This window comes from Streptomyces thioluteus (genome assembly GCF_039535865.1).
Genome location: NZ_BAAAXZ010000135.1, coordinates 1 through 17,466 on the forward strand (window position 1 = coordinate 1; position 17,466 = coordinate 17,466).

The following is a 17,466-nucleotide window of genomic DNA, read 5'->3' on the forward strand; positions in this document are numbered from 1 at the left end:
TGGGCGCCGCCATGCTCAACTCCCTGCGCCAGGTGGGCGGAGCGCTGGGGGTCGCGGTACTGGGCTCCCTGCTGTCCGCCCACTACCGGGACCGCATCGAGGACGCGGTGCGGCCGTTGCCGACGGCGCTGCGGCCGGTGGCGGAGGAGTCGGTGGAGGGGGCGTTGACGGTCGCGGCCCGCCTGGGCGGGGCGGGCGGAGAGGCGCTGGCGGGGCGGGCGGTGGAGGCGTTCGTGTCCGCGATGCGGGTCACGTCGCTGGTCGCGGGCGGGGTGACGCTGCGGGGGCGGTGGTGGTGTGGGTGTTCCTGCCGCGGAGGGGGTCCGCGGGGTAGGGGTTTTGCCCCTGGCCCGCCCCCATCAGCCCGTCCGGCGTCTGAGGACTTCACCCGAAGGGCGAATGGGGTCCGGGGTCTCCCCGGGAAACGGTGAAAGGGCGGGTCCGGGGCAAACTCAACGGCGTAGCCGCCACTCCCCCGCCCGCCGACTCCGCTCTGGACACCCCGACCCCCCGCCATACGGTAGCGTCCCCGCACCCATACGGCAGCCCACAGTGGCAAGCATGATCCGATCCGACCATGCTGGGACGAGGCGTACGGCACGAGACATCGGGAGCGGCAGGTGAGGGCACCGGGCACAGGGGCCGCTCCCTGGTGCCCTGGTTCCTGCGCCACCTGCGGCTCGTGCCCCTCATCCTCCTGGTCGTAGGCCTCCTCATCGACTTCTACACCCCCGCCCGGTTCAGCCTGGAGGCCCTCTACGTCGCCGCACCGATGACCGCCGCCGCACTGCTGTCCCTGCGCGTGACGATCCTGTCGGGCCTCGGCGCCTGCGCCGCCGACGCCGCGATGCTCACCCACTTCGGCTACCTGGGGGGTTCCAGCGGGTACAGCGAGCTGGCAGCGGTGGCGACCGTCTCGGCGATTGCCGTCGTCGTGAACCGGCTCATGCACTACCGGGACGTCCGCCTGCAGTCCGCACGCGAGATCACCCTCGCCGTACAGCGCGCCGTACTCCCCCAGCCGCCGGCTTCCGTCGGTTCCCTGCGTATCGCGGTGCGCTATCAGGCAGCCGTCAGGGAGGCGCAGATCGGGGGCGACCTGTACGCCGTGCAGGACACCCCGTACGGCATGCGCTGCCTGGTCGGCGACGTCCGGGGCAAGGGCATGGAGACGATCAAGGCGGTGGACATCGTCCTCGGGGTGTTCCGGGAGGCGGCCGAGGACGAACCCACGCTCACCAGGATCGCGGCCAGGCTCGAACGAGGACTGCTCCGGGAAGCGGCGGGACCCGCCCGGGCCGAGGACTTCGTCACGGCCGTCCTGGCCGAGATCCCGCCCTCCGGCGAGGAACTGCGCCTGGTCAATCGCGGCCACCCGGCCCCGCTGCTGCACGAGCGGCAGGGCCGGGTCCGCAGCCTGGAACCGTCCGAACCGGCCCTCCCGCTGTGCCTGGGAGGGCTGGCCCCTCGCGAGGACGCGGCCGACACCGTGCCGCTCCCCCCGGAGGCGACCCTCCTGCTGTACACCGACGGCCTCACCGAGGCCAGGGACCGTACGGGAGCTTTCTTCGACCCCGTAGCGGCCCTGACCGGACGGGAGTTCTCCGGGCCGGACGAACTGCTGGACACGCTTCTGGCAGACGTCGACCGTCACACCGGCGGCCGCATCACACGACACGGCGCTGCTCGCCATCACCCGGGGCGCCACGCGCGGGACCCCTGGATCCGGCCTGATCGCCGCGCGAGCCCCCGGGGTCGCCCGGCCGGCGCCACCGCCTCTCACCAGAGGACTTCGTCACCCCCGGCAGCGTCCCGGCATGAGCCTGCTCCCGCAGCCGGATCCGGGACAGCCCGAAACGCCGGAGGTAGCCGCGCGGGCGGCCGTCGACGGCGTCGCGGTTGCGTACCCGCGTCGCGCTGGCGTCGCGCGGCTGTCGACGCAACTCCCTTACGGCGGCGGCGCGTTCCTCCTCCGGAGTGGACGGCCTGCGGATGATCTCCTTGAGTTCGGCGCGGCGCGCCGCGTGGCGCGCGACGACTCCCGGCGCTTCTCGTTCTTCGCGATCTTGCTCTTCTTCGCCATCAGACCCTCGCCCCCCGGGCCCGGATGCGGGCCACGGCCGCCTCGACGCCGATGACGTCGACGGTCTTGATCGCCCGGGCGCTCAGCGTCAGCCGGACGTACCGGCCCTCGCTCGGCAGCCAGTAGCGCTTGCGCTGGACGTTGGGGTCGAAGCGGCGGGAGGTGCGCCGGTGCGAGTGGGAGATGGTGTTGCCGAAGCCCGGCCGGGCGCCGGTCAGTTGGCAGTGGGCGGACAAGGTGTTACCTGCCTCTCTTCGGAGCCCTCCCACACGGAGGGCGTAAATGGAAATGATTCCATTGCCGTATAGTAGCGCCCATGGCACGCAACGAACTGCGCCCGGTCGTCAAGCTCCGCTCCACCGCGGGTACGGGCCACGTCTACGTCACCCGCAAGAACCGCCGTAACGACCCGGACCGACTGACCCTGCGCAAGTACGACCCCCGTCGCACGCCGGCACGTGGACTACCGCGAAGAACGCTGACCACCGCGCCGAGCAGACCCCGGCCCCCCGACCCCTGACCCGACTCCGGAGAAGGACACCCGCGATGAAGCCCGGAATACACCCCCCGTACGGCCCCGTCGTCTTCCGCGACAGGCCGCCGACTTCGCCTTCCTCACCCGCTCCACCGCCACCAGCGGCAAGACCGTGGAGTGGGAGGACGGCAACACGTACCCCGTCGTCGACGTCGAGATCTCCTCGGCGAGCCACCCCTTCTACACGGGCAACGCCCGGGTCGTGGACACCGCGGGCCGGGTCGAGCGCTTCGAGCGGCGCTACGGACCGCGGAGGGTCGGCCGATGAGGGACCCCTCCGCGCTGCCCGTCGCCCTCGTGGGCGGCCTGCACGCCGATGCCCGCCGGGCGGCGGTGGAAGAGCTGCTGCGCACGGTGCCCGGGAGCGTCGCGCTGCACCACGACCTGTCGTCGGCCGCCGAGGGACGGGTCCTGCGCACCGTGCGCGGCGCGGTCGGCGTCGCCGACTCCGGCGAGGCACCGTTGGTCAACGACTGCGCCTGCTGCGCCCTGCGGGAGGACCTCGTCCCCGAGCTGGAACGCCTGGCCGCCGGCGGCACCGCCCGGCTGGCCGTCGTCGAGCTGTGGGACTCCGTCGAGCCCAAGGCGATGGCCGAGGTGGTCGCGGCCCACGCCGGCGCGTTCGAACTCACCTCCGTGATCACGGCCGTTGACCCCGCGCTCGTCCTCCCCTGCCTCGGCAACGGGGACGACCTGGCCGAAGCCGGTCTCGCGGCGGCCGTCACCGACCGGCGCACGGTCGCGGACACCTGGGCGCGGCAACTGGAGTACGCCCCGGTGCTCGCGCTCGTCGACAGCGAGGAGGCCGACGACGAGGACCGCGCGCTCCTCGCCCAGCTCCACCCCACCGCACGCCGGATCCGCGTCGGCTCCGGGGAACTGGCGGCCGCGGCCCTCGCCGGCTTCGACGTCGCGGCGGCCGCCGCCGCTCAGCACCCGTCCTGCGCCCGCCTGCCCCAGGAGGCGGACGAGGCGGGGGTCGCCACCCTGGTGTGGCACCGCCGCCGCCCGTTCCACCCCGGACGGCTGCACGCGGCGCTGGAGGATCTGAGCTGCGCGGCCGCCCGCAGCCGCGGCCGGTTCTGGCTCGCCGACCGGCCCGACGCGCTGCTCGGCTGGGACTGTGCGGGCGGCGCCCTGTGCGTGGAGAGCGCGGGCCCGTGGCTCGCCGCGCTCCCGGACGCGGCCTGGGAGATGGTGCCGGCCGTGCGCCGCGCCGCCGTCGCGCTGGACTGGGACACCGAGCACGGCGACTGCTGCCAGCACCTGGTCTTCACATCCCCCGGACTGGACCGGGACGGCCTGGTGCGGCTGCTCGACTCCTGTCTGCTGACCGACGCGGAGTACGCGTCCGGCCGCGAGGGGTGGAAGCGGTTCCCGGCCGCCTTCGACCCGCTCCTCGACCCCGTTCACTGACACCACGACGAAGACGAAGGGACCCCTCATGGCCCGTCGGCACACCCCCCGCACCCCGTCCAGGCCGCGCCGCAACCCCCTCGATGCGGCGGGGATCACATACATCGACTACAAGGACACCGACCTGCTGCGGAAGTTCCTCTCCGACCGCGGCAAGATCCGCGGCCGCCGGGTCACCCGCGTCACGGCGCAGCAGCAGCGGCAGCTGGCCGCGGCGATCAAGAACGCGCGGGAGATGGCGCTGCTGCCGTACACCGGGCGGTAGCCGGAGAGCCCGCCACCGGTGACGGTGGCGGGCTCTCGCGGTGGTCGCACAGCGACCCGGGGCCGGACGGCCGCCTCAGTCCGACAGGCGTTCCGCGGCTTCCCGCAGGGCCTTGCCCGCCCCGCCGACGAGGGGTGCGCCGTGGCCGAAGCACGCCACGTCCACGTCCAGCGCCGCCTGCCGCCGGAAGGAGGCCACGGCCTGCGGCCGGTCCAGGTTGAAGACGCCGAGGATCACCTCCGGGTGGTTGGCGATGGTGTCACCGGTGAACAGCACGCGCGATGCGGGCAGATGGAGGGCGATGCTGCCGGGCGTGTGGCCCGGTACGCCCACGACCCGCACCTCCTGCCCCCAGTCCAGGACATCGCCGTCGACCAGCTCCCGGTCCACCCGGCACGGCACCGGGGCCGGTATGTCCATGCCGGCGAGGACCGCCTGGACGGACTCGAAGATCGGAACCTCCCACTCCTCCAGGACGGGCGGCGCCTCGGGCGCCTCGCCCCGGATCACCGCCGCGTCGCCCGCGCCGGCCAGCACCCGGGCGCCGGTGGCCGCCGCGAGTGCGGCGGCGTTGCCCCGGTGGTCGAGGTGGCAGTGCGTGAGCACGATCTCCCGCAGCTCCCCGGGCCCCGGCAGGGCGGCCAGGGCGTCGAGCACCGCCTCCGCCTGGCCGGGGTTGCCCAGGCCTGTGTCGACCAGCGCCCAGCCGTCCGGCAGGCGCACGGCGTAGGCCTGGCCGACGGCGAACTCCAACATCCAAATGTCCGGCGTCACTTGCCGCGTCCGAAACGTCGTCAACTTCGTCATGCGACCACGGTAGACAGGGCTTTCCGCCGTTCCCCACGCTTTGCGCCGTGGGCGGATTGAGCCGCGGGCGAACGGGGGCTTCCGGGTGAACCGTCGGTGCGCGCGGTGTCGCCGCGCGTCGCGGGAGGAACACATCGTCGGACGCCGTTGCCCGTTGCCGAGCCCGTCGGAGGAGAACCCAGTGGACATGCCCCAAGTGGCCGTGTGCGAGGTGGACGCCTGCGCCTACAACCAGGACAGCGCGTGCCACGCCCTGGCCATCACGGTGGGGGACGCGACGCACGCGCGGTGCGACACGTTCTTCACGTTCCCCACGAAGGGCGGCGACTCGGCCGCGACCGGCCGGGTCGGCGCGTGCAAGATGGCGGGGTGCCTGCACAACCAGGACCTGGAGTGCCAGGCGCCGGGGATCACGGTGGCCGCGCTGCGGGATGCGGCGGACTGCCTGACGTTCACGGCACGGTAGGGGCCCTCGGCGGGCGCGAGTGGGCAGCGGTCACGCGCCGGGAGCGGGGTCGCACACGTGGGCGACGCCGCCGTCCGCACCCCTCACCCGCACCCGTCCCGCCGTCCGACCCCCGGCAGCAGCTCGCGCCAGCGCTCCTCCGGAACACGGGTCGAACGCACCGCGCACAGCCCCGCCCGCAGCCGGTCGGTGTCCGTGCTCACCACGATCGTCCTGGCGCCCAGCGCCGCGACGGGGCCGGCGAAGCCCGTCTCGACGAAGAGGTCGCCCGTGGCGTCGTCCAGTTCGTGGACCTTCCCGATGTCGCCGTCGGTGAACAGCGCCAGCAGCTCGTCGTCCCCGCCCGGCCGCGCGCCGTCCGGCTCGGAGACGCGCCAAATGCCCAGAGCGCCCTCGTAGTTCCGGGCGACGGCCAGCCGGCGCTCCTCGGAGACCATGACATACCGCATACGGGGAGCCGGGCCCGGGAGCGGAACGCCCCGCTGCGGCTTGCGCAGGTCCCATACGGCGGGCCGGCCGTCCTTGGACAGCGTGAGCAGTGCGCGGCCGGACAGGGCGGCTATTGAGTCCACGTCCTCACCGATCGAACGGGACCGGTGCGGGGTGCCGTCGTCGTCCACCGTCCACAAGCGCAGCTCGGACGTCCGTGTGGGCTGCTTCGTCTCCTGGGTGAGCAACGCCACGCGCCCGTCGTGGCCGAGTGTCGAGAACGGCCTCCCCTTCGCCTTCCCCGCCGGGCGGGGATGGCGGGCGTCGCGCACGTCCCACACCTGGGTGCTCGAGTTCGACATCATCGCCACCAGCCCCTTCGACCCGCTGAAGCCGGCCACGACCCTGCCGTCCCCCTGGGGCCAGGGCATCCGGCCGAGTTGCCGCGGGTGGTCCCGGTCGCGTATGTCCCACAGCCTCATCGCGTCGTCGCCCGGAGCGCGGAGCGCGAGCAGGGTCGCATCCCTGTTGACGGAGAATTCCGTCCAGTTGGTGTCTTTCTTGACTTCCTCCGGCCGTGGGAACTCATGGGCCGGGCGCAGCCGGTCCCCGTCCAGGCGCCACAGCTTCAGCCGGGTCCTGCCCGTGTTCCAGCTCACGACGAGCCCGCCGGGGAAGAACCGGGCCTGCTCCCACTCCCGGGACAGTTCGGCGATGCGGCGCGGGACGCGCCCCGGGGCGCCGATGTCCCAGACGCGGACCGGCGGGCTGTTCTCCCGGTAGCCGTCGGTGATCAGGTGTCGCCCGGACTCGTCGGTCGCGGAGCCCGTCTCGCCCATGGTGCGGTCCGTGACCGACCCCGGAAGCGAGCGCGGCGGAGGCAGGTTCAGGAGGATCCGCCCGGTCTCGTCCCCCACCGCCAGGCCTCTGCCGCCCGGTAAGTAGGTGACGGACCAGGCCGGTTCGCCGATCGGCAGACGGCTTCCCTGGTCGGCACGTCCGTGCTTGTCGTCCAAGTCGAAGGTCTGGACCTCTCGTTCGGCCGTGCTCGCCGCGGCGATGTGCTGTCCGTCGGCGCTGAAGGCCACCGCCACGTACTGGGGTTGCAGGGATCCCAGACCGTTGGGCAGGCCGCGGGGGTGCCTCGGGTCCTCCGTGTCCCAGAACCTGACGAATCGCAAGGCCCCCGCCGCGAGCCTGCGCCCGTCTGGCCGGAAGGCCAGGGATCCCACCGGTTCGCCCTTCGTGGTGGCCAGTTGCTCGAATTCGCCCGTCCGTCCGGGCTCCCACAGCTGGACGGTGCCGTCGTCGAGCCCCGTGGCCAGCACCTTGCCGTCGGGCCGGTAGGCCACGGCGCGGACGTCCTGGTCGGATTGGACGCGGAACATGGTGGACACCGGGCGGGCGGGGTCGCCCATGTTCCACAGCCGTACGCGTCCTCGCGCCGACGCGACCGCCACGGTCCGGCCGTCCGGGCTGAAGGCGACCCCGTGGATCCCCTGACCGCCGCCCGCGGCCCGCGCGACTTCCCGAGGGCGGAACGGATCCGACGTGTCCCAGACGAAGAACGTGTCCGCGCTGGTGGCGACGAGGTAACGGCCGTCGGGCCGCCAGGCGAGTGCGACGCCCTTCCCGGTCCTCAGCACGGCTCCCGGGGCGGGCCGGTAGGGGTCGCCGATGTCCCACAGGCGCACCGTCCCGTCCTTCGACGAACTCGCCATCACCCTCCCGGACTTGTGCAACGCCAGGTTCAGCACGCGGTCCTTGTGTCCCGTCAGAGTCAGCGAGACCGGTGTCATCGCACTCCGCAGCAGGCTCGTCCGGGCCTCGGCCGTCGCCGCCGCCCGGTAGGCCGCCAGGCTCAGATCGAGCGCGGCCGCGGGGTCCCGCGAACGCAGGGCCTCCGCCTGCGCGGCGATCCGCTTCGAGGCCAGCTCCGCGGCTCTCTCCTGCGAGCGCGAGCGCTCGGACAGGGCGAACGTACCGACGGCCGTCAGCAGCAGCGCCAGGCAGCCGGACACCGAGGCGACGACGGTACGACGCAGCCGCGCGCGCCGCGCCGACCGCAACCCGGCCTCGGCGAAGGCCCGTTCCCCGGTGGTCAGCGTCATGCCGGGGGCCGTCAGCAGCGGCCGGACGGCCGCCAGGCGGCTCCCCGTATACAGGTAGCCGGGGTCCCGGCCGTGTTCCTCCCAGGCCGCCGCCGCTTCGGAGAGCTGCTGGTGGGCGAGGAGTTCGGCCCGCGCCTCGCGGATCCAGGAGCGCAGCCGGAGCCAGGCACGCAGGAGCGCCTCGTGGGAGATCTGGGCGCCGCCCTGGTCGACGGTGACCAGCCGGGCGGCGGCGAGGCGCTCCCACACGGCGCCGATCCGCCGGCGGTCCTCCTCCGGGCGGTCGGCGAGCAGCGCGGGGAGGTCGAGGCGGCGGCGGACGGCCTCGGCCCTGGCGGTCAAGTGCACCATGCGCAGGAGCAGTTCCCGCAGCGCCGACCGCCCTGGTCCGTCCAGTTCCTGGTAGAGGGCCTCGGTGGCCATGGCGACGGACTTCCGGATGCCGCCGGTCGCCTGGTAGCCGGCGAGGGTGAGGGCGGCGCCCGAGCGGCGCAGCCAGGTCTCGCGCAGGGCGTGTGCGAGGAAGGGCAGGGCGGTGACGTCGTCCGACGCGTCGGCGTCCTCCCCGAGGTCGGCGTCCTCCTCCAGATCGGCGAGGAGGCGGTCGGTGAGACCGGCCTCCAGGACGAGCCCGGCTTCTCGGGCCGGCTCTTCCACGGCGTCCCGCAGGGCCTTGGCGTCCATGGGCGGGACGGTGAACTGCCGGTGTTCCAGGGCCTGTACGAGTTCGGGGTGGGCCAGGCAGCTGCCGTAGTGGTCGGCGCGCAGTCCGAGGACGACGCGCGGACCGCCGTCGCCGGCGCACAACAGCTGGACGAAGCGGGCGCGCTCCTCCGGGTCCGTGCAGCGGGTGAAGGTTTCCTCGAACTGGTCGACGACCAGCAGCCGGACGGCCGGTAACCCGGGGCTGGGCGCGGGGAGTCCGTCCCCCCGCGGCCAGTGCCCGGTGGACCTCGTCCGCCGGGCGCCCCGTGGCGCGGGGCCCAGCGCTCGGCGAGCGCCCGCAGCGGGTGCGGGCCGACGGCCGGGAGCAGGACGGCGGGCCAGGGCGTCCCGGCGTGCCCCTCTGCGCGCCGGCCGTCCAGTCCGGCGATCAGACCGGCGCGCAGGAGGGAGGACTTGCCCGCTCCGGAGGCGCCGACGAGAACGAGTGGGTGTCCGTCGGCGTCGGGGTCGCAGACGGCGTCCAGCAGACGGCCGGTGATCTCCTTGCGGCCGTGGAAGTGGTCCCGGTCCCCGGCCCGGAAGGGTTCCATGCCGGGGTACGGGCACCGGCCGGCGGCCGGCGGCAGCGCGTCCGGCGGCCGCTGCGGGCGGTACGCGTGGTTGGGGGCGACGACCAGCTTGTCCAGGTTGCCGGCGCTGTGGCGGTGCGGGCGCACGGGCCCGTCCCGGAACGACCGGTCGAGGAAGGCGTGGACGTCGTCCAGCGTGAGCCGGGGCGGCCCCGACGGGTCGCCCTCCGCCAGCAGGCGCAGCAGCCGGCCGCCGAAGAGGGTGTGCCGCTCCCCCTCGGGCGCGTAGGACAGGGCGAAGTCGGAGGCGGAGGTGAGCAGGAAGCTTCCGTCGGGGAGGGCCGAGTCGAGGACGGCGGCCGGGCCGTCCCGGCCGGGGGCGGTGGCGCGGCCGGAGAAGCAGCAGTCGAGGATCACGACGCTGCCGCCGACGACGCGGCCGAGGAGCCCCTTGAGCGCGTGGTACGGGACGCCCTGGGCGATTCTGTCCTCGGACGGGGTGCCGTGCGTGGCGAGGTAGAGCTCGTCGTCCGGGCCGAGCAGGCCGTGGCCGGTGTAGCAGAAGAGCACGGTGCCGGTGGCCTCGCCGACCGCCTGCTCGACGGCATCGAGCACCTGGGGGGCGGTGGCGTCGGCCGGGACGCGGTGGATGTGGTCCTTGGGCATCCCGCACGTCTCGTGCAGGGCGCGGGCCAGGTCGTCGAGGGTGGCGCCGACTCCGGGCAGGTCGGGGAGGGTTGACCCGGGGGCGTGCCGGCCGGTGCCGACGAGGACGGCGCGGGTGCCGGGGGCGGCCAGGCCGGTCACGGGCGTGTGGCGTCGCCGCTGCCGCCGCCGTCGCCGCTCTCCAGGGTGGCGGCCAGCTTCCGGGCCAGCTCGGCCGCCTGTTGCGCGTCGAGTCCCTTGACGTGGGTGGTGCTGAGGGTGAACCGGGTGCCGTCGGGCCGTGTGACGGTCACCGTCTGACTGCCGCGGCGCGTGCGGACCCAGGCGACGACGGCGCCGGCGAACGCGGCGGCGACGCCGCCCGGTTCGAGCACGGCGAGCACCGCGTCCCCGGCGGCGCCCATGGCCCCCCGGGACCGGCGCGCCCGTCCGTCTGCTGACGCGGCCGCGCAGTCCGGGCTGCCCGCCGAGCCAGCGTCTCAATTCGTCCGGCCCCGCGGGGCCGTTCACGCTTTCCACGGTGATGGTGGCCTGCATGGCTGGGATGGTAGTTAAGGGACGGGGCGGTCGGGAGTGCTTTCCGCGGGCGGATTTGCCGGGGCGTGCCGCCGGGTCCGGTCCAGGGCCCTCACCCCTCGTCGGATCGGGTGAACAGCCTGTCCAGGTAGGCGTCGACGGCGGTGAGCACGTCCCGGGGCTCGATCACGTCCAGTTCGAGGAACGTGGTGAAGCCGGTGAGGGCGAGGAGCAGGTTCGTCTCGGTCACCGGGTCGCGGCCGGGGTCGATGTGGCCGTCCGCGATGGCCTGGCGGACCAACTTCTCCACGAGGCCGTGCCCTTGGGCGAGGCTGTCGCGCGCCCGGGCGTGGATCTCCTTGTCGTGCAGGGCCTCCAGGACGTACGCGGCGGTCATGCGGCTGGTCGCGCGGGCGTCGGTGTGCAGGGGGAGCATCTCGGTGAGCATGAGCCGGAGTACGGCGCGGGGGTGCGGTGCGTCGCCGAGCTCCCGCAGCCCTTGGGCGACGCGCAGTGCGGTCTGTTCGGACGCGAAGTCCATGGCGAAGGAGAGCATTTCCTCCCGGGAGGCGAAGTAGTGCTGCACATGCCCATGGGAGAAGCCTGCTTCCCGTGCGACTTCACGGACCGTCAGATGCCTGACGCCGCGCTGCTCCACCACCCGCCACAGCGCTCGGGCGATCGCTTCGCGGCGTTCGCGGTGGTCCACCTGCTTGGGCATCGGCTTCTCCTGACTGCCTTTTCATTACGGTTGACATATTACAACTGGCCAATAAAGCTGGGAGCTCCTGCGGAGGAAGGAAGCGACATGCTCGAACAGCCAAGGGTGCGTACTGCGGAGGGCGTTGTCGAGGGGCGGTGGCGTCTGGGGCAGGCAGTCTTCCGCGGTATCCCCTATGCCGAACCGCCGGTGGGAGCGCTCCGCTTCGCCGCCCCCGTCCCGACCCGCCCCTGGGAAGGGACGAGGCAGGCCGTGGAATTCGGCCCCGCGGTCCCGGAGGGGGACGGGGACTGGCTGACCGTCAACGTCTGCACCCCGGATCCGGGGGCGGCGGGGCTGCCCGTACTGGTGTGGATACCCGGGGGCGGCTATATGACGGCGGACGCGAGCGATCCGATGTACGACCCGGCGACGACGGCCGCGGCCGGACTCGTCGTGGTCAGCATCAACTACCGCGCGGGTGCCGAGGGTTTCGCCCTCCTCGAAGGCGCCCCGCCCAACCGCGGATTCCTGGACCAGATCGCGGCGTTGCACTGGGTGCGGCGGAACATCGCCTCCTTCGGCGGGGACCCCGGCCGGGTCACCGTGGCCGGGGAGTCCTCCGGGGCGGGGTCGATCGCCGCCCTGCTGACGATGGAGCGGGCGCGCGGTCTGTTCCGGCGCGCCATCACCCACTCGGTGCCGGGCCTGCACTGCACGCCCGCGCTCGCCGGACAGGTCGCCGCGGAGCTGGCGGACCGGCTCGGCACGACGCCCACCGCCGCGGCCCTCGCCGGGGTCACCCCCCCAGCGCCTGACCGAGGAGCTGATGAGGCTCTGTGCCGACCTCCCCGCCCACCGCGAGGTGTGGGGACGGCTCACCCATGCCGGTATCGCCATGTGTCCCGTCGTCGACGGCGAGATCCTCACCGGGACGCCCTGGACCGCGCTGACCCGGGGCCGGGCGAACGGGATCGAGCTCCTCGCGGGCCATACCCGCGACGAATTCCGGCTCTTCAGCGCCATGACCGGACGGCGGGGCACGTTCACCGAGGAGGACGCCCGTACCGCCCTGGAGGTTTTCGCCCCCGTGCCGGACGGTGCGGACGCCTACCGTGCCGCCCACCCGGGGGCCACTCCCGAGGAACTGCTGGAGACGGTGTACTCGGACGCCCTCTTCCGGATGCCCTCGCTGCTGCTGGCCGAGGCGAACGCCACGGCGGGCGGCACGTCGTACCTCTTCGAGCTGGCCCTCGACGGGGTCCTGGGCGCCTGCCACAGCCTCGACGTCCCCCTGGCGTTCGGCACGCCGGACAGCCCCATCGGCAAGCAGCTCCTCGGCGACCCGCCCGCGCCCGAGGCCGTCGCGGTGTCACGGGAACTCCAGGGGGCGTGGGTCCGCTTCATCACGGACGGCGACCCGGGCTGGGCCGCCTACCGCCCGGACCACCGGCTCACCCGCGTCCTGGACGCCGATCCGAGGACGGCGGCCTACCCCGAACGCGACTCCCGCCGGATCTGGGAAGGCCGGCCCCCGGCCCCGTTCGACCTCGTGTGATCCGACACCGTCTCCGTCAGCCGCACTGCCACGTGAACATCGCCCGGTCGAAGCGCCGTTCGGCCAGGTCTTCCGGACGTATGAGCCAGTAGAGGACGCCGCAGTCGCCCCACATCATGTCGGCGTCGTCGTCCGAGTCGAACTGGGCCAGCAGCGTCCAGTCGAGGGCTTCCTCCTGGATGCGGGGGTCGTCCCAGGGCGGGTTGCCCAGGGCGCCGCGGGCGACCTCGGCCTCCACCTCGTCCTGCACGGGGTCCGCGTGGCCGCCGACGCGGTGCTCCGTGCCCTCGGCGTGGTCCCACAGGGCATCCTGGAAGTCCTCGCTCCACACCGGGTGGTCGTCGGGCATCGGCCCGAACTCCCGGTAGACGACGGGGTGCCAGAGGTACGGCGCGGTCGTCTCCGGGCGTGCCGTCAGCGGTATCCCGGGGTACGGCCGGATCCCCTCCGGCGCCTCCCGTTCGACGACGTCGACGCCCGCCGGGACGTAGAGCACGCGCGCGCCCGCCCAGCTGTCCGGTTCGTCGGGCGCGACGACCTCGACGCCGCCGTCCAGTTGCCCGTCGAAGTAGAAGAAGGCCAGCGTGCCGTCCGCCGGCAGGGAGATGTCGAGGGCGGCGGAGGGGAGCGCGGCGCAGTCGAACGAGGCGATGAAGGAGAGCGGGCCGTGCCCCTCCCACACCGGCCACTCCTCGTCCTCCGGCAGCTCGGGGAGGCCGCCGAGCCGGCCGACGACCGGATCCGTCCCCGTGCCCGTGACCTTCTCCAGGCGCAGCCCCGGCCGCAGCAGCCCGATCCAGCGCTCGGCGATGTCCTCGGGCAGGTGCTGGTGGGCGAGCGCGTGCAGGGCGTCGGTGATGCTCTGTGTCATGGGAACGATGATGCACGCACCCACTGACAACGAGCCGTCAGCAGCGTGGCCTCCGGGCCGGACTCAGGAGGCCGCCGCGTAACAGCGGACGGTCACCGTCCGCCGCGGGCCCCACCATTGCTCGACCGTGGCCATCAGCTCCCACCCCAGCCGCTCGTACAGCGCCGCCGCGGCGGCGTCGGACGCCACGACGTCGAGCACCGGCTGGAGGCCCCGGCTCCGCGCTTCCCGGACGGCCCGGCCGACGAGCAGCGCGCCGATCCCTCGTCCCCTGGCCCGCGGGGAGACGAACAGCCGGGCGACCACGGCGGTCAGCTCCCGCCCCGTCCCGCTCCGCTCGCTCCAGACTCCGGGGGCCAGGTCTCCCTCACTGCCCGGGGCCAGGGCGACGTGGCCGACGACACGGCCTTCGCGTTCGGCGACCCACGCCCCCAGCCCGGCGGCCTCCGAGATCCAGGCGCCGGGCCGCGCTGGCCAGTTGACGGGGTATCCGTCCCGCCGGTGGACCTCGCCGAGGATCCGTGCGCAGTCCTCGAGGTCGCCTTCCGTCCTGGGGCGTACCGAGCTCTCGTTGATCGTGGCCATGGCGGAAGGGAACCACAGCCGCCGCCGGCGCATTCACCTGGTCGACGCATCGAAGATCGACGACTTTTCCGTTCCATGTGTTTATGTCGGATCCGATCATCTTCGAGGGAGTGGCGCGTGAGACGGCTTTCGGTGATTTCGTCCTTGGTCCTTCCGCTGACGCTCGCCGCGTGGCTGTCTCCCGCGGCGGCGCGCGAGCACCGGCCGCCGACGGCCGGCAGGGTCCCCTCCGTGGCGTGGGGGTCGTGCCCCTCGCTGTCCGAGGGCGCCGTCCCGGCGGGCTGGCAGTGCGGGACCCTGGAGGTCCCGCTCTCGTACGCCGCCGGGGCCGGGAGCCGGCAGACCGTCCGGCTCGCGCTGGCCCGCCGCCCGGCCCGCGGGCCCGGCAAGCGGCTGGGCGTCCTCTTCGGCAATCCCGGCGGCCCCGGCGCCGACGGCCTGGGCTTCACCGGGCTCTTCCAGGCCGTCGTGGGCAGGGCCGCCGAGCGCTACGACCTCGTGACCTGGGATCCGCGCGGTGTGGGGCACAGCAGGCCGTCGCTGCGCTGCGGATCCGAGGAGCGGATGGAGGAGCTCTACACCCACCAGTCGGACACCCGTACCGACAAGGGCGTACGGGAGAAGGTCCGTACCGATCAGGAGGCGGCCCGGCTCTGCCGGGCCAACGCCGCGGCGCTGGTGGCCAACATGTCCACGATGGACACCGTCCACGACCTCGACCGGCTGCGGCAGGCCCTGGGCCGGCCGAGGCTCGACTACATCGGCTTCTCCTACGGGACGGTGATCGGCGCCGTCTACGCCAACCGCTTCCCCGGCAGCACGGGGCGGATGGTCCTGCACGGCGTGGTCGACTCGCGCCTGTGGCTCAACGACCTGCCGGCCTTCATGCACAGCGACACCGTGGAGGGGCGAACGCACCCTCCGGGCGGCGCTGAAGGCCTGCGACGCCCGCCCCGGCGACTGCGCCTTCGCCGGGAGTGCGAACCGCAAGTTCGACCGCCTGGTCGGCCGGCTGCGCCCCGCCGGCGCCCAGGTGCCCGATGTGCGCATCACCTGGCGTCGTCTCGTGCACGACTCGCTGGTGGTCTCCACCCCGGGGACCACGGCGCGGGAGGCGGCCAAGGACCTGCAGGCGATGTACGGCGCGGTGTTCGAGCACCGGCCCTACCGTCAGGTGCAGGCGCTCCCCGAGACGGAGATCGGGCTGCCGTCCTGGGGGCTCCCCGCTCCGTACCGCCGCGACTCGGACGGCTACTCGTTCAACATGTACGACAGCCGTAACGCCACGCTGTGTCTGGACTTCCCGGCCGCGCCCGCCGATCCCGGCTGGTGGCTCCGGCAGGTCCGCGGCGCGGAGCGCGACAGCAGGGTTTTCGGGGCGTTCCGCGTCCTGGACAACGCCGTGTGCGCGGGGTGGCCGTCCCGTCAGCCGCGCGGCTACAAGTACACCGGCCCGTGGAACCGGGGCCCCGCGCATCCGCTGATCGTCAACGAGCGCTGGGACAACGCCACTCCGCTGGCCTGGGCGCAGGCGATGCGGGCCGCGATGGGGCCGGGGGCGCGGCTCGTCGTCAACGAGGGGCTTCGGCCACGGTGCGGTGACGCGGTGCAGCGTCAACCACGTGGCCACGTACCTCCTGACGGGCAGGCGGCCGGCGGACGGGACCGTGTGCCGTGGCGGTCACCGGGATCCGTTCCAGGACGATTGAGACCGGCAGCCTGTTCCCCACTGTCCACACGGTCCACACGGCAGGTGCAGAAGATGAGCAACGGGCCCGTCTCCCGGCAGGAGTTCGACGCGCTCTTCCGGCAGGTCCGCGCCTGGGGCCGTTGGGCGGACGCGGGGCGGGGTGCCTGGAACCGGGTCACTCCCGAGCACGTCCTGCGGGCCACCGCTCTGGTCCGCACCGGGAACGTCGTCCCCATGGCCCGCCCCTGGGACACCGTTTCCGGTCCGGACAACGCCAGGCCCGCGCTGCACTACATGTCCGACCTCGGCGACGTCGAGCCTCCGGAACCCTCGACGCACAAGGACTTCATCGGCGCCGACTACCACGGCAAGGCGGTCAGTCACCTGGACGCGCCGGCCCATGTCGCCTACCGGGGGCGGCTCTTCGACGGCGGGACGGCGCGGGAGCTCGTCGGTGCCGGAGGCGCCCGGTTCGGTGACGTCGCGGGGCTCGGCCCGTTGGTGACCAGGGGCGTGCTGCTCGACCTGCCCGCCGTGCGGGGAACGGACTGGCTGGAGCCGGGGCAGGCCGTGCACCCCGCGGACCTGACCGGCGCGGAGGAGTCGCTCGGCGTGACGGTCGGCGAGGGCGACGCGGGTGCTGCTGCGGACCGGCCGTTTCCGGCGCCGCCAGGAGCTCGGGGCCTGGGATCCCGCCGCCGCGAGCGCGGGCCTGCACGTGCGCAGCATGCCCCTGCTCGCCGAGCGCGGCGTCGCGCTGCTCGGGGGCGACGGCGACAGCGATCTGCGTCCCTCGCCGGTCGAGGGCCTGCACTCCCCCGTCCATGCGCTGGCCGTCGCCGCGATGGGCGTTCCGCTGCTGGACAACCTCGATCTGGAGGCGCTCTCGGCCGCCTGCGCCGAGGCGGGGCGTTACGCGTTCCTGCTGGTCGTGGCGCCGCTGAACGTTCCGGGCGGGACGGGCTCGCCGGTCAATCCGATCGCCGTGCTGTGAGTCCCGCTGTCACCTTCCGTGCCCGTCGGCCACCCTCCGCAGCCACTGCCGCCGCCTGGCCGGAGTTCTAGACTGGGACATCAGTGCAGCGGCTCCGACGTGCGGGAAGTGATCCGGATGGGGCTCGTGGCGGACGAGGGCGGCCCCGTACTCGCCCGGGAGCACTTCCTCCTCGGCGAGACGGTCGACGGGGTGCGCAACCCGATCCTGAGCTCGTGGGAGCGCAGCCGGTCGCTGGGGCTCACCCCCGACGGGTGCGAGCTCCCCTACACCGAGGACCTGGACCTCGACGGCCGCCTCATGCATGCCGCCGCGCCCGTGATGGATCGGCTGGAGGCCCGGTTCGCGGGCGTCACCATGAACGTCGCCCTGGCCGACGGCCGGGGCGCGGTGCTCCAACGCCGGTTCGGCGACCCCGTGTCGGCCCGGCGGCTGGACCCCATCCAGAGCGTCCCGGGTTTCGTCTTCGCCGAGCGGTTCGGCGGCACCAACGGCATCGGCCTGGCCCTGGCCGAGCGGCGGCTGGTCAACGTCTACGG

At 73.6% G+C, this 17,466-nt stretch carries 11 protein-coding genes and 11 pseudogenes; 13 read left to right on the forward strand and 9 right to left on the reverse strand.

The genetic code is table 11. The annotated features are described in order from the left end of the window. Both ABD794_RS17925 and ABD794_RS17930 read left to right on the forward strand, forming a co-directional pair. Positions 1-431 (forward strand): annotated as a pseudogene (locus ABD794_RS17925) (MFS transporter); the annotation flags it as partial. Positions 432-1,165: 734 nt separating this feature from the next. Continuing rightward, positions 1,166-1,606: pseudogene (locus tag ABD794_RS17930) on the forward strand (PP2C family protein-serine/threonine phosphatase); the annotation flags it as partial. Positions 1,607-1,784: 178 nt separating this feature from the next. On the opposite strand, the pseudogene rpsN reads toward ABD794_RS17930, so the two are convergent. Next, positions 1,785-2,083: pseudogene (rpsN, locus tag ABD794_RS17935) on the reverse strand (30S ribosomal protein S14); the annotation flags it as partial. Beyond that, entirely contained in the window at positions 2,083-2,319 is a 237-nt protein-coding gene (gene rpmB / locus ABD794_RS17940; protein ID WP_344964575.1) for a 50S ribosomal protein L28, read from the reverse strand. The pseudogene rpsN and the gene rpmB, both read right to left, overlap by 1 nt. A gap of 80 nt (positions 2,320-2,399) precedes the next feature. On the opposite strand from rpmB, the pseudogene rpmG reads away from it, so the two are divergent. The 4 genes and pseudogenes from rpmG (at position 2,400) to rpsR (ending at position 4,299) form a co-directional block, all read left to right on the forward strand. After that, positions 2,400-2,565, forward strand: a pseudogene (gene rpmG, locus ABD794_RS17945) (50S ribosomal protein L33). Between the two features lie 64 nt (positions 2,566-2,629). Continuing rightward, positions 2,630-2,886 (forward strand): annotated as a pseudogene (locus ABD794_RS17950) (type B 50S ribosomal protein L31). Continuing rightward, positions 2,883-4,034 (forward strand): CobW family GTP-binding protein, encoded by a 1,152-nt coding sequence (locus tag ABD794_RS17955; RefSeq protein ID WP_344964577.1) that lies wholly within the window; start codon positions 2,883-2,885, stop codon positions 4,032-4,034. Before ABD794_RS17950 ends, ABD794_RS17955 begins: the two are co-directional and overlap by 4 nt. Before the next feature lie 28 nt (positions 4,035-4,062). Beyond that, a complete protein-coding gene (gene rpsR / locus ABD794_RS17960; RefSeq protein WP_344964580.1) occupies positions 4,063-4,299 on the forward strand; it encodes a 30S ribosomal protein S18 in 237 nt (78 codons plus the stop codon). Positions 4,300-4,374: 75 nt separating this feature from the next. Here the strand turns inward: rpsR and ABD794_RS17965 are convergent, their stop codons facing one another. Beyond that, the gene (locus ABD794_RS17965; protein WP_344964582.1) at positions 4,375-5,055 is read right to left on the reverse strand and encodes an MBL fold metallo-hydrolase; all 681 of its coding nucleotides are present in this window, start codon (positions 5,053-5,055) and stop codon (positions 4,375-4,377) included. Positions 5,056-5,293: 238 nt separating this feature from the next. On the opposite strand from ABD794_RS17965, the gene ABD794_RS17970 reads away from it, so the two are divergent. Further along, positions 5,294-5,572 carry a DUF1540 domain-containing protein gene (locus ABD794_RS17970; RefSeq protein WP_344964584.1) on the forward strand — a complete coding sequence of 93 codons (279 nt, stop codon included), beginning with the start codon at positions 5,294-5,296 and terminating at the stop codon, positions 5,570-5,572. A gap of 83 nt (positions 5,573-5,655) precedes the next feature. On the opposite strand, the gene ABD794_RS17975 is transcribed toward ABD794_RS17970, so the two are convergent. From ABD794_RS17975 to ABD794_RS17990, 4 genes and pseudogenes are all read right to left on the reverse strand, one after another. Continuing rightward, positions 5,656-9,159: an nSTAND1 domain-containing NTPase gene (locus tag ABD794_RS17975; protein WP_344964597.1), complete on the reverse strand. Its 3,504-nt coding sequence runs from the start codon at positions 9,157-9,159 to the stop codon at positions 5,656-5,658. After that, positions 9,108-10,154 (reverse strand): annotated as a pseudogene (locus ABD794_RS17980) (caspase, EACC1-associated type); the annotation flags it as partial. The gene ABD794_RS17975 and the pseudogene ABD794_RS17980, both read right to left, overlap by 52 nt. Beyond that, positions 10,151-10,429 (reverse strand): annotated as a pseudogene (locus tag ABD794_RS17985) (effector-associated constant component EACC1); the annotation flags it as partial. The pseudogenes ABD794_RS17980 and ABD794_RS17985, both read right to left, overlap by 4 nt. 212 nt (positions 10,430-10,641) lie before the next feature. Then, entirely contained in the window at positions 10,642-11,250 is a 609-nt protein-coding gene (locus tag ABD794_RS17990) for a TetR/AcrR family transcriptional regulator (protein ID WP_344964586.1), read from the reverse strand. 87 nt (positions 11,251-11,337) lie between these two features. On the opposite strand from ABD794_RS17990, the pseudogene ABD794_RS17995 reads away from it, so the two are divergent. Continuing rightward, positions 11,338-11,937: pseudogene (locus ABD794_RS17995) on the forward strand (carboxylesterase family protein); the annotation flags it as partial. Between the two features lie 121 nt (positions 11,938-12,058). Next, a complete protein-coding gene (locus ABD794_RS18000) occupies positions 12,059-12,787 on the forward strand; it encodes a carboxylesterase family protein (protein WP_344964587.1) in 729 nt (242 codons plus the stop codon). Between the two features lie 16 nt (positions 12,788-12,803). On the opposite strand, the gene ABD794_RS18005 is transcribed toward ABD794_RS18000, so the two are convergent. Together ABD794_RS18005 and ABD794_RS18010 are read right to left on the reverse strand one after the other, a co-directional pair. Next, positions 12,804-13,658: a YwqG family protein gene (locus tag ABD794_RS18005; RefSeq protein WP_344964590.1), complete on the reverse strand. Its 855-nt coding sequence runs from the start codon at positions 13,656-13,658 to the stop codon at positions 12,804-12,806. A 63-nt stretch (positions 13,659-13,721) separates the two neighbouring features. Next, the gene (locus ABD794_RS18010) at positions 13,722-14,243 is read right to left on the reverse strand and encodes a GNAT family N-acetyltransferase (protein ID WP_344964592.1); all 522 of its coding nucleotides are present in this window, start codon (positions 14,241-14,243) and stop codon (positions 13,722-13,724) included. A gap of 231 nt (positions 14,244-14,474) precedes the next feature. On the opposite strand from ABD794_RS18010, the gene ABD794_RS18015 reads away from it, so the two are divergent. The 4 genes and pseudogenes from ABD794_RS18015 to ABD794_RS18030 form a co-directional block, all read left to right on the forward strand. Then, positions 14,475-15,524: an alpha/beta fold hydrolase gene (locus ABD794_RS18015; RefSeq protein WP_344964594.1), complete on the forward strand. Its 1,050-nt coding sequence runs from the start codon at positions 14,475-14,477 to the stop codon at positions 15,522-15,524. Next, a pseudogene (locus ABD794_RS18020) lies at positions 15,508-15,813 on the forward strand (alpha/beta hydrolase); the annotation flags it as partial. The gene ABD794_RS18015 and the pseudogene ABD794_RS18020, both read left to right, overlap by 17 nt. A 192-nt stretch (positions 15,814-16,005) precedes the next feature. Next, positions 16,006-16,927: pseudogene (locus ABD794_RS18025) on the forward strand (cyclase family protein). Positions 16,928-17,044: 117 nt separating this feature from the next. Continuing rightward, positions 17,045-17,466: pseudogene (locus tag ABD794_RS18030) on the forward strand (SpoIIE family protein phosphatase); the annotation flags it as partial.

What these genes read in the sequence shown, in the direction of transcription:
- ABD794_RS17955 (WP_344964577.1), top strand. Translation starts at nt 2,883, where the DNA reads ATGAGGGACCCCTCCGCGCTGCCCGTCGCCCTCGTGGGCGGCCTGCAC.
- rpsR (WP_344964580.1), top strand. Translation starts at nt 4,063, where the DNA reads ATGGCCCGTCGGCACACCCCCCGCACCCCGTCCAGGCCGCGCCGCAAC.
- ABD794_RS17965 (WP_344964582.1), bottom strand. Translation starts at nt 5,055, where the DNA reads ATGTTGGAGTTCGCCGTCGGCCAGGCCTACGCCGTGCGCCTGCCGGAC.
- ABD794_RS17970 (WP_344964584.1), top strand. Translation starts at nt 5,294, where the DNA reads ATGCCCCAAGTGGCCGTGTGCGAGGTGGACGCCTGCGCCTACAACCAG.
- ABD794_RS17990 (WP_344964586.1), bottom strand. Translation starts at nt 11,250, where the DNA reads ATGCCCAAGCAGGTGGACCACCGCGAACGCCGCGAAGCGATCGCCCGA.
- ABD794_RS18000 (WP_344964587.1), top strand. Translation starts at nt 12,059, where the DNA reads ATGAGGCTCTGTGCCGACCTCCCCGCCCACCGCGAGGTGTGGGGACGG.
- ABD794_RS18005 (WP_344964590.1), bottom strand. Translation starts at nt 13,658, where the DNA reads ATGACACAGAGCATCACCGACGCCCTGCACGCGCTCGCCCACCAGCAC.
- ABD794_RS18010 (WP_344964592.1), bottom strand. Translation starts at nt 14,243, where the DNA reads ATGGCCACGATCAACGAGAGCTCGGTACGCCCCAGGACGGAAGGCGAC.